The sequence below is a fragment of the Pseudomonas alvandae genome (assembly GCF_019141525.1).
GTDB classification, from domain to species: Bacteria; Pseudomonadota; Gammaproteobacteria; order Pseudomonadales; family Pseudomonadaceae; genus Aquipseudomonas; species Aquipseudomonas alvandae.
This window is the reverse complement of the sequence record NZ_CP077080.1, coordinates 3,361,427-3,372,645: the sequence shown is the minus strand read 5'-3', so window position 1 is coordinate 3,372,645 and position 11,219 is coordinate 3,361,427. Positions and strand designations below refer to the sequence as shown.

Genomic DNA, 11,219 nt, shown 5'->3' with positions numbered 1-11,219 from the left:
CACCGCTTTCGCGAGCAAGCTCGCTCCCACATTGGATTCAGGTTGCCTGCGCTATCACTTCCCGGCGTTGATCGTCACCGTCTTGATCGCACCCAGCTCCAAGTCCCACTTCTTGAGAATCACCTGGTAGCTGCCGTCATCGATCATGCTTTGCAGCGCAACCTTCACCGCCTCGCTGAGCTCAGGTTTCTTCTTGCTCACGCCCATCCCGCTGTACTGCTCGGAGATTGGCAGGCCCACGGTCTTGTACATGTCCTTTTCCTGGGTCTTGAGGTACGGCAGGGTTTCGCTGCCTTGCATGGCCGCGTCGATGCGGCTCTGGCGCAGTTGCGCACGGGCATCGGCCGAGCCTTCGGTGCCGATCACATTGATCGCAGGCTTGCCGGCGGCTTCACAGTTGGCCTTGCTCCACGCGGCGATTTCCGCCGGGAAGTTGGTGCGCCGGCTGGTACCGACTTTCTTGCCGCACAGGTCGACGATCTCGTTGGTGTCCTTGTTTTTCTGCAAGGTGTAGAACTGCGGGCCGCTGGTGAAATAATCGATGAAGGTCACGCTGGCCTGACGTTCGGCGGTGTCGGTCATGCCCGACAGCACCATGTCCACACGGTCGGTGGTCAGGGCGTTGATCATCTGTTCGAAGCCGGTTTCCTGCCATTTGATCTTCACGCCCAGACGTTCGGCCAGGGCATTGCCCAGGTCGTAGTCAAAGCCGGTGAGGGTGTTGGTGGCCGGGTCCTTGAAGTCCATCGGCGGGTAGTTCGGCATGATTGCTACGACGATCTCGCCCTTGGCCTTGATGCTGGCCGGCAATTCGGCCGCGAAGGCGAAGCCTGAGGCCATGACGCTTGCGAGTACTGCGGGAATGATGAAGTTCTTCATGGTCGTTCTCTTATGAGTGTTGTGAGCGCCAACCGGCGCTTAGGTTCGAACGGCAGAAATGAAGCTCTGGGTGCGAGGGTTTTGCGGACTTATTAGTATTTCTTCGGGGCTTCCAGCCTCCACGATCTGTCCTTCGTCCATGAACACCATGCGGTTGGAAACCTCGCGGGCGAAGCCCAGTTCATGGGTGACGACGATCATGGTCATGCCGGTCTGCGCAAGATCGCGCATCACCGACAGCACCTCACCGACCAGTTCCGGGTCGAGTGCCGAAGTGGGTTCATCGAACAGCATCAGCTTGGGCCGCATGGCCAGCGCGCGGGCAATGGCAACGCGTTGCTGCTGGCCGCCCGACAGTTCGATCGGGTAGCTGTTGCGCTTGTCGGCCAGGCCGACGCGGGCGAGTAATTCCAGGGCTTCTTCATTCGCCTCTTTCGGGGAGCGCTTGAGCACCTGGCACGGCCCTTCGATGATGTTCTGCAGCACAGTCATGTGCGGGAACAGGTTGAAACGCTGGAACACCATGCCGGTGGACAGGCGCTGGCGGGCCACTTGCGTTTCGTTGAGTTCGTGCAGCTTGTTGCCGACGATCCGGTAACCCACCAGTTCGCCGTCGACCCACAAGCCGCCCTTGTCGATTTTTTCCAGCTGGTTGACGCAGCGCAGCAAGGTGCTCTTGCCCGAACCGGAAGGGCCGATGATGCACAATACTTCGCCTTGCTCGACTTCGATGTCGATGTCCTTCAGCGCGTGGAACTGGTCGTAATATTTGTTCAGGCCCACGGCCTTGACGATGCTTCTCATGTGGGGCTCCTCAAGAACGCTTGCCGGCGCCGCGGGCGAAACGACGCTCCAGGCGGCTTTGGCCAAAGGACAGGACGGTGACGGTGGCCAGGTACCAGATCCCGGCGACGATCAGCAGCTCCATCACGCGGGCGTTGGCGTAGTAGATGTTCTGGGCGTTGTAGAGCAGTTCCGAGTACTGGATGACGCTCGCCAGCGAGGTCATCTTGACCATGCTGATGAACTCGTTGCCCACCGGCGGGATGATGATGCGCATGGCCTGGGGCAGGATGATCCGGCGCAGCGCTTGCAGGCGCGGCATGCCGATGGACTTGGCGGCTTCGTATTGCCCGGTGTCCACCGAGAGCAGGCCGGCGCGCACCACTTCGGCGGTGTAGGCGCCCTGGTTGATGCTCAAGCCAAACAGCGCAGCCACGAACGGCGTCATCAGGCTCACGGTGTCCATCTCGAACAGGCCGGGGATGCCGATGGTGGGGAAGATCAGCGCCAGGTTGAACCACAACAGCAGTTGCAGGATCAGTGGGGTGCCGCGAAACAGCCAGGTATAGGTCAACGCCACGTAACGCAGGATGGGGTTGGCCGACATGCGCATGATCGCGGTGATCACGCCGAACACGATACCCAGCGCCATCGCCAGCACCGCCATGACGATGGTATTGAGCAAGCCCCACATGATCGCCTGGGAGGTCAGGAACTGACCTATGTAGGACCACTCGATCTTGCCTTCGGCGAAGGCGCGCACCAGGCCGATGAGTGCGATGACGATCACCGTGGCGAAGAAGATCCGTCCGTAGTAGCGCCGGGGCACATGGTCGTACTGGGTGATGTCGAACTGGTTTTCCGCCAGCTTGCGCTCCGCCTGGAGTCGTTCTGCCTGTGTCTGGCTCATGTTGGTTCTCCGTACTTGGTTTCGCCGCCATCACTGTGGGAGCGAGCTTGCTCGCGATAACGGTGGATCAGCCAAGTTGATGTTGAAAGTGAAACCGTAATCGCGAGCAAGCTCGCTCCCACAGGTTTAGTGGCGTTGGTTCAAAGACGAAATCCTTGATAGTCCTCGGTCCATCGCTGCTGGGCGGCGAGGGCGGTTTTCAGGCGGCCGATCTGTTCACGCACCTGTTGCGGCGCAGTGCCTCCCCAGCCGCTGCGCGCAGCGATGGCGGCCTCGAGGGTCAGGCTTTCGCGGACTTCCGGGGTGAGCCGCGGGTCGATTTCCGCCAGCAGCGCCGCGGAGGCGTCCCACAATTCGATGCCGTGTTTCTCGCACGCCTGGACCAGTGCCCCAGTGATTTCATGGGCCTCCTTGAACGGCACGCCGCGCACCGCCAGCCAGTCGGCGACTTCGGTGGCGAGGGTAAAGCCCAGCGGCGCCTGGCGTCGCAGTTCCTCGACGTTGACCTTCATCGTCGCAACCATCCCGGCCATGGCCGGCAGCACCAGCAGCAGGGTGTCGACGCTGTCGAGCACGCCGTGCTTGTCTTCGCTCAAGTCGCGGTTATAGGACAGCGGCAAGGATTTGAGCGTGGACAACAACCCGGTCAGGTTGCCGATCAGCCGGCCCGCCTTGCCCCGCGCCAGTTCGGCGATGTCCGGGTTCTTTTTCTGCGGCATGATCGAACTGCCGGTCGCGTAGGCATCGTCCAGTTCAACCCAGCGAAACTGCCGCGACGACCACAGGCAGAACTCCTCGGCGAGGCGTGAGATGTTGATGCCGAGCATACTGGCGATGAACAGGAACTCGGCGACGTGATCTCGGCTGGCCACGGCGTCGATGGAGTTCTCGCAGACACCGCTGTAACCCATTTCCTTTGCCGACTGCTGAGGTAAGCGAGCGATTGCCGAGCCCGCCATGGCCGCCGCACCCAACGGGGACAGCGACGTGCGCGCGTCCCAGTCCACCAGGCGCTGCACGTCGCGCAGCATCGATTGGGCATGGGCGAGCAAGTGATGGGCAAACACGATCGGTTGTGCTTGCTGCAGGTGAGTAAATCCGGGGCAGATGCTCTCGACATGCTGCTCGGCCTGGTCCACCAGCGCCTGCTGCAGGCCCAGCACCTCTACGGCCAGGGTGCGCACATGGTCACGCAGGAACAGCCGCAGGTCGTTGGCGGTCTGGTCGTTGCGCGAACGACCGGCCCGCAGCTTGCCACCCAGGGCACCCAGGCGCTCGGTCAGCAGCCGCTCGATGAAGGTATGGACGTCTTCGTCATCCAGGGTCGGGGCAATGCTGCCGGCGCGGTAATCCGCGCCGATACGCTCCAGCGCGTCGAGCATCGTCAGGGTTTCCTGCTCGCTAAGCAGTCCGGCGTGCTGCAATTCCCGGGCATGGGCCTTGGACCCGGCGAGGTCGTACGGGGTGAGTCGGAAGTAACGTTCAGGACAACGGGACAGGGCCGCCAAGGCTTCGGAAGGTCCGCTTTTGAAACGGGCACCCCAGAGACGGTCGGTGGTTTGGGACATTGTTGTTTTCCTCGTCGGTAACGCGAACTGAAACGGGTACTCCAGGCCATGACGCCGCCACAAAAATCGGCGAGCGAAGTCAGGCCAGAGCAGTTTTCAAGGGGGCAGTTGCATCAGTGCGAGAGCTGATCGAAGTGTCAGCTTTTAACGTTTCCAGATCAGCGGTTTGGCGCTGATCCTCGGGATTTATTGGCGGTTGCCAAGCCTGGATTTCTGTGATCATTATTATTAGGCCAGCGTGTTTTTGTTGTTGGGCACAGGTTGTTGAATAGGGCGTCAGAGGTAAATAAGCATTATGGAAACCCCACTTTCCAATTCCGGAAACCCGTCGCCGAAAGCGCCGCAACGGGCGCCACTGGCCCTCAGCGGGCTGGACTTCAAACTGCTCAAAGTCTTCAAGGCCGTGGTCGAGGCGGGCGGCTTCAGCGCCGCGCAGAATGAGCTGAATGTGGGGCTGGCAGCCATCAGCAAACAGATTTCCGACCTGGAAATCCGCATCGGAATGCGCCTTTGCACACGGGGGCGAGAGGGGTTTCACCTGACGGAAGAAGGACGCCTGGTGTATCAGGCGTCGATCGATTTATTTGCCTCGGTCGACAACTTTCGCGACCGACTTAGTTCCGCGCAAAACGAACTTGTCGGCGACCTGGGCATAGGCGTTATTGACAACACGATCTCGGATTCAAACTCTCCGTTAGTTGCTGCGCTTAGACAGATCAATGAACAATCGCCCAAGGTCAGGTTTCAACTTCAGGCCACGCAACTTGATGAACTTGAAAGAGGTGTTGTCGAGGGACGCTTGGTAGCGGGAATCGTGCCGATTTATCAAAAGCGCGAAGAATTCGACTATTACGCACTTTATGAAGAACGCTCGGAGGTTTATTGCGCCGTCGGTCACCCGCTGTTTTCCATGGCGGATGCGGACATGGGCGAAGATGTGCTCAAGGAACACGAGTGCATCAACCATCGCTACGCGGTTCATCGCGACAAATTGAAATTCGCCCGCTACGACAGCTTTTCCGCGTCGGCCACCCAGGTGGAAGCCGTTGCGCTGCTGATCAAGACGGGCCGTTTCCTGGGCTTCCTGCCCCAGCATTACGCCGCGCCGATGGTGGCGCGGGGAGAGTTTCGCGCCGTTCGTCCGGACCTGATCAACATTGTCACGCCGTTCAGTCTGATCCTGCGCCATAACATCGTGCGCAGCCCCTTGGTCAAGGCATTTGCCGAGGCACTGGGCGTGGATTTGAAAGTGACGGTTTGATTGTTTGTTGTACGCAACACTTCATTATTCGGCACGGGATCAAGAAAGGCATCGGCACAATCGTCCAGACGCTCAGTGACGCGGCGCTGAAAGTTCCTGGACCTGGCTCCAGGTGATATTGAAGCGAGCCAGGAATTTTCGGATTCGATCGGAATCGTTAGGCGATGCCTTGGCTGTCCGGCTGTGGGCGAAGAGCTTGCGCCCGGCGTCCGCCTGGCTTGCCGCTGTGCGACACACCCTCAAGACCGACTCCAGTTGCAGGCGATCGAACAGGTCGATCTCAAGTCCGGCGTTAGCCAAGTGCTCGGACAATGGATCGGAGGTTGCCGGCAATCGCCAGTCCTGGCGCAGTCGCTCCAACTCATCCTCCACAAGCGCCATGTCGATGCGGCCGCTATCCGCCAGGGTCGCCATGCGCGTGATTGACGCTGAGAGCTGCCTGAAGTTTCCGGACCAGTTCGCATCCCTACTCGTGGCGAACGACAAATATCGGCGCCGGGCTTCGGCACTGAAGCGAACCCTGTGCCCGTTGTCCCTGGCATATCGCTGTAGCTCGAAATCGATGTTAGGTTCGATGTCCTCGCTGCGGTTGGCCAGGCCAGGCAGGACGAATGTCCAGATGTTGATCCTGGCGAGTAAATCTTCGCGGAACCGGCCTTCGATGACACGCGCCTGCAGGTCTCGATTGGTACCGGCGATCAAGGTGAAGTCAGACTCGACTTCTTTATCGGAGCCCATCGGCAAGAATCTTTTTTCCTCGATTGCTTTCAGGAGCATCGCTTGTTCATCGAGCGGCAGCTCGCCGATCTCGTCGAGGAATAACACGCCCTTGTGTGCCGAGCGCAACAACCCTTCTCGCGCCTGTTGCGCGCCGGTGAACGCACCTTTGGTATGGCCAAACAACGTCGACATCGCGGTATCGCCGCGCAAGGTGGCGCAGTTGACCTCGACGAACGTGCCATCGACCTGGTGGCGACCACGCTTGAGTTCGTAGATCTGCCGCGCCAGAAACGATTTTCCCGCCCCCGTGGGGCCGCTGATCAGGATGGGAGCCCGGGATCGAGCGGCGACCCGTTCAATCTGCTCGATGGTCCGGTTGAAAGCCGAGTTGCGTGTCGCAATGCCTGACTTGAGCAACTCCGTGCCTTGCAGGCGTTCAGCCTGGAATCGCTTGGCGATCTGGTCGTAGCGCTGCAGGTCGAGATCGGTGACGACATGTCTGCCTGCCGGGGCAGAATCGTCCTCCCGCGCGCCACTGGGTTGGGTCTGTATCAGTTTGGCGGGGATGTGGCGGGACTCGGCCAGCAGGAACCAGACGATCTGCTGGACGTGGGTACCCGTGGTGATGTGGACAAGGTAATCCTCGCCGGCGGTGTCAAACGGATAGCCCGCCGCGAAGTCATGCAGCGAGGCATACACCTCCTCGAAATCCCAGGGATTTTGCAGCGCCATGGGGTGCAGGCGAACCTCGGTTTCAGGCGATACCTGGGCGATATCCGCCGCGACTTTCAGGGCAAGATCGGTATCCCAGCGTGCTTCCCCGTGAATCAGTTCAAGCCGATCGATCAGCAGGTCGGGCTGTTGGCACAGCGAGAGGGTGGGGCGCCATTTGTTCCAGCGCTGCGAACCTTTTCCCACACGGTCGAGCTTCGATCCTAGAATTCCGATGGCGACTGTCTTTTTGGCGCGCATTGCGATCTATCCTGAAAGATATGTTTCGATAGAAAAGTATAGATATTTTATCGACCCATCGCATAGCAACGAAGCGAAGAACGCTTTCAGAGTTTCAATAATCATTTATAAATCAATAACATAAATAATTTATGATCCGCCAACGATCAAATTGGCATGCCGCTCGCTATGGAGTTCCCACACAAAAAACAGGAGCGAAACAATGACCACCCAAACCTATCAATTGCTTGAAGTCGAAAACGGTAAGCCGATCAAGATGTGGACCCGTGGTGTCCCGGTCGAGCCGGAGGCCAAGCAACAGCTGATGAACACTGCGCAGATGCCGTTCGTGTTCAAGCACATGGCAGTCATGCCCGATGTTCATTTGGGAAAAGGCTCGACGATCGGCAGCGTGATCCCGACCAAGGGTGCGGTGATTCCCGCAGCTGTCGGGGTCGACCTCGGGTGCGGAATGTCGGCAGTGCGCACTTCGCTTCGCGCCGCCGACCTTCCCGATAACCTGTTTGGCCTGCGTACGGCCATTGAGAAAGCTGTTCCGCATGGACGCACTTCCGGGCGCAACGGCCGTGATAAGGGAGCCTGGGAAACCACGCCGCAAATCGTCGACCAGGCCTGGTCGGCGCTCGAAGGCCGGTTCGACCTCATCACCGACAAGCACCCGCGCCTGAAAAAAACCAACAACCGCAAACACCTCGGGACGTTGGGCACCGGCAACCATTTCGTCGAGGTGTGCCTGGACGAAGCCGACCATGTCTGGGTGATGCTTCACACCGGTTCCCGTGGCGTAGGGAACATGATCGGCACCTACTTCATCGAGAAGGCCCGCGAGGAAATGCGCAAGCACATGGTCAACTTGCCTGACCGGGACCTGGCCTACCTGCGCGAAGGCACGTCCAGCTTCGATGACTACGTCGAGGCGGTTGAATGGGCCCAGGACTTCGCCAAGCAGAACCGCGCGGTCATGATGCTTGCGGTGCTCGACGCCGTGCGGTCGATCATCACCAAGCCTTTCGAGTCCCGGCTGGTCGCCGTCGACTGCCATCATAACTATGTGGAGCGGGGCACCTATTTCGGTGAGGACATCCTCCTTACGCGCAAAGGCGCCGTCTCCGCGCAGAAGGGGCAGATGGGGATTATTCCGGGGTCGATGGGCGCCAAGAGTTTCATTGTGCGTGGACTGGGGAACGAGGAGGCATTCTGCAGTTGCTCGCACGGTGCCGGCCGAGTGATGAGCCGTACCAAGGCGAAAGCGGTGTTCACCGTCGAGGACCAGGTTCGGGCAACCGCCCATGTCGAGTGCCGCAAGGATGAAGCCGTCATCGACGAAATCCCGATGGCTTACAAAGACATCGACGCGGTCATGGCGGCCCAGCGCGACCTGGTGGAAGTCGTCCATACCTTGCGCCAAGTCGTCTGCGTGAAGGGCTGATTGATGAGCCAGGATCTGATTCTGATCGACGGCACCCACGGAGGAGGGCAGGTGCTCCGTACCGCCCTCAGCCTTTCCATCATTACCGGTCGACCGTTCCGGATGACGGGAATACGCGGCAAGCGCTCCCGTCCCGGATTGTTGCGCCAGCACCTGACCGCGGTGCAGGCTGCGGCTGAAATTTGTGGCGCCAGGATCCTCGGGGCGGAACTCAACTCGACAGCCATTGAATTCCGGCCCGGGAGCGTAAGGGCAGGGAACTATTCATTTGCAATCGGGACCGCCGGCAGCACGATGCTGGTGTTGCAGACCTTGCTGCCTGCGCTCTTGCAAGCGGATGGCCCCAGCACAGTCCGGATCAGCGGCGGGACGCATAATCCAGCCGCACCGCCCTTCGATTTCATCCAGGAGGCATGGCTGCCCTTGATCCAACGCATGGGGGCGCAGATAGAACTGACGCTGGTCAAGCATGGATTCGTGCCCGGCGGAGGCGGCGTGGTGGAAGCCACCGTACGACCTTCGGCCCTTCACCCGCTGGCGTTGGACGGCGAGATGGAACCCGTGACTATCGTTTCGGCCGGAGCGCTGGTTTCGGCCCTTCCTGCCTCGATTGGCAACCGGGAGCTTGATCGGCTCGCGGCAAGGCTCGGGCTGGAGCGGCGCGATCTGTCCGTTACCGAGCTGGGGGGGCAGGCGGGGCCAGGCAATGTCGTATCGATCATCGCCATGAAGACAGGGACAACCGAGGTGTTCAGCAGCATCGGGCAAGAACGCCTGCGTGCGGAGCAGGTGGCTGACGAGGCGATCGACGAATTCAAAGCGTGGGCTCAATCGAACTCAGCGGTAGGCAATCACTTGGCGGATCAACTGATGCTGCCGATGGCAATTGCCGGTGCGGGCCGACTCACCACGGTGCGCCTGAGCAATCACATCCGAACGAATGCCGCTGTCATCCAGCAGTTCATCGATGTTGATGTGCGGCTGACCGAATCTGGTAATCAGGCCAGCATCGCTGTTGGGCCTCATCCTCGCTAGACGGTTTCCAGCCAGCCCGTTGAATCAGCGCCAATCGTTTGTGTCGCCTCAAACCGCGGCTCTACGTTTACACTTGACGGTCACACCCCCTGGAAGGAACGTCCCCGGTGAATGTCAACGACGCCAGTTTCGAAGAGCTGCTCAACGCTTTGCATGACGGCGTCTACATCACCGATGGCGACGGCAAGACGCTGAAGGTCAATCAGGCCTATGAGCGCCTGACCGGGCTCAGCGGCGAGGATCTCATTGGCCGATCCATGCGAGAGCTGGTGAAGGAGGGCGTCATTTCGCAATCGGCTACCTTGCGGGTATTGCAGGGTGGTCGGCCGGTGTCGGTGATGCAGAGCCTGAGCCAGGGCAAGAAGCTACTCGTCAGCGCCACGCCGATTCTCGACGCTGGAAAGCGGATTTCATATGTGGTCAGTACCGTGCGCGACATGACAGAGCTGCTGCGCATGAAGCATGAGCGCGATGAGCTGCAACAGCTCAAGCAACTGCGCAACAGCACCGCGAAGCTCCACGCCGGCCAACGAGACAATCTCCTGTGTTCGCCGCTGATGGCCGATCAGGAGGTGTCCGGCCGCGTCCTCTCGCTGGCTCGCCAGGTTGCCAGCAGCTCGGTCAAGGTGTTGCTCCAAGGTGAAACCGGTGTCGGCAAGACCCTCGTTGCGCAGTTCATCCATAACGCCAGCCCCCGAGCCAGCGAACCCTTTCTCGCGCTCAACTGCGGCGCACTGCCGGAAAACCTGATCGAAGCCGAGCTGTTTGGCTATGTGCCCGGAGCGTTCACCGGCGCCGGCCCCAAAGGCAAGCGTGGCCTGCTGGAGCTGGCGCATCACGGCACGCTGTTTCTCGACGAAATCGGGGACTTGCCGTTGCCAGTGCAGGTCAAGCTGCTCAAGGTGATCGAAGAAAACCGCTTCATTCCGGTGGGTGGCCTGGAGCTGAAGGAAGTCGATGTGCGCATCATCAGCGCCACCCACCACGACCTCAAGCAGCAGGTGGCGCAGGGGCGTTTTCGGGCTGACCTGTATTACCGGCTCAACGTGGTGCCGATCCACATTCCGGCACTGCGCGAACGTCGGGAGGAGATCGCGCCGCTGCTGCATTACTACCTCGACCGGTTCAACACCCGTTATGAACGCCAGGTTCAATGGAGTCTCGAGGCCCTCGACCTGATGTGCGAGTACGACTGGCCTGGCAACATCCGCGAGTTGATCAACCTGGTCGAGCGGTTGGTGGTGACCAATCAGACCGGGACCGTCGAGGCGCTTGATATGCCGGAAGAGCTCCTCGACCTCAATCCACCCAACACCCGTGAGACTGGCCTGCCGCTGCGCAAGGTACTGGAAAATGCCGAGCGCAGTGCGATTCGTGCCGCGCTGCTGACCCACAAGACCACGCGCCTTGCGGCCAAGGCGTTGGGGGTGAGCCAGGCCACCGTGGTGCAGAAGATGAAACGCTGGGAACAGTCTGATTAGGATCCTGATCAGACCCAGCCAAATCGATCAGAAAACTAATCGGCATTGATCCGTAAAAACCCTCCTGCTCGCGTGAAAATCGCGCAAGGCCCCGTGCAATAAGGGCCTTGTGGGCATTGGCACGCCTTTCGCTATCTCCTGTGGCACGTCTTCCAATAAAACAACATCAACTGGACGAGCC

At 60.0% G+C, this 11,219-nt stretch carries 9 protein-coding genes; 4 read left to right on the top strand and 5 right to left on the bottom strand.

What is annotated here, in order from left to right; translation table 11 throughout:
- Positions 1-54: 54 nt before the first annotated feature.
- The 4 genes from KSS97_RS15040 to argH form a co-directional block, all read right to left on the bottom strand.
- On the bottom strand, positions 55-879 hold the full coding sequence (locus KSS97_RS15040; protein WP_030138895.1) for an ABC transporter substrate-binding protein: 825 nt from the start codon (positions 877-879) through the stop codon (positions 55-57).
- 39 nt (positions 880-918) lie between these two features.
- Positions 919-1,683, bottom strand: a complete 765-nt coding sequence (locus KSS97_RS15035; RefSeq protein WP_030138894.1) for an amino acid ABC transporter ATP-binding protein — start codon at positions 1,681-1,683, stop codon at positions 919-921.
- Between the two features lie 10 nt (positions 1,684-1,693).
- Entirely contained in the window at positions 1,694-2,572 is an 879-nt protein-coding gene (locus tag KSS97_RS15030; RefSeq protein ID WP_030138893.1) for an amino acid ABC transporter permease, read from the bottom strand.
- 140 nt (positions 2,573-2,712) lie between these two features.
- On the bottom strand, positions 2,713-4,140 hold the full coding sequence (gene argH / locus KSS97_RS15025) for an argininosuccinate lyase (RefSeq protein WP_217859484.1): 1,428 nt from the start codon (positions 4,138-4,140) through the stop codon (positions 2,713-2,715).
- Between the two features lie 295 nt (positions 4,141-4,435).
- Between argH and KSS97_RS15020 the strand changes: the two genes are divergently transcribed.
- Entirely contained in the window at positions 4,436-5,401 is a 966-nt protein-coding gene (locus KSS97_RS15020; RefSeq protein ID WP_217859483.1) for a LysR family transcriptional regulator, read from the top strand.
- A 72-nt stretch (positions 5,402-5,473) separates the two neighbouring features.
- Here the strand turns inward: KSS97_RS15020 and rtcR are convergent, their stop codons facing one another.
- A complete protein-coding gene (gene rtcR / locus KSS97_RS15015; protein WP_217859482.1) occupies positions 5,474-7,093 on the bottom strand; it encodes an RNA repair transcriptional activator RtcR in 1,620 nt (539 codons plus the stop codon).
- Positions 7,094-7,295: 202 nt separating this feature from the next.
- On the opposite strand from rtcR, the gene KSS97_RS15010 reads away from it, so the two are divergent.
- From KSS97_RS15010 to KSS97_RS15000, 3 genes are all read left to right on the top strand, one after another.
- On the top strand, positions 7,296-8,522 hold the full coding sequence (locus tag KSS97_RS15010) for an RtcB family protein (RefSeq protein WP_217859481.1): 1,227 nt from the start codon (positions 7,296-7,298) through the stop codon (positions 8,520-8,522).
- A gap of 3 nt (positions 8,523-8,525) precedes the next feature.
- Entirely contained in the window at positions 8,526-9,557 is a 1,032-nt protein-coding gene (gene rtcA / locus KSS97_RS15005; RefSeq protein ID WP_217859480.1) for an RNA 3'-terminal phosphate cyclase, read from the top strand.
- 107 nt (positions 9,558-9,664) lie between these two features.
- Positions 9,665-11,038 (top strand): sigma-54 interaction domain-containing protein, encoded by a 1,374-nt coding sequence (locus tag KSS97_RS15000; protein WP_217859479.1) that lies wholly within the window; start codon positions 9,665-9,667, stop codon positions 11,036-11,038.
- Positions 11,039-11,219: the final 181 nt, after the last annotated feature.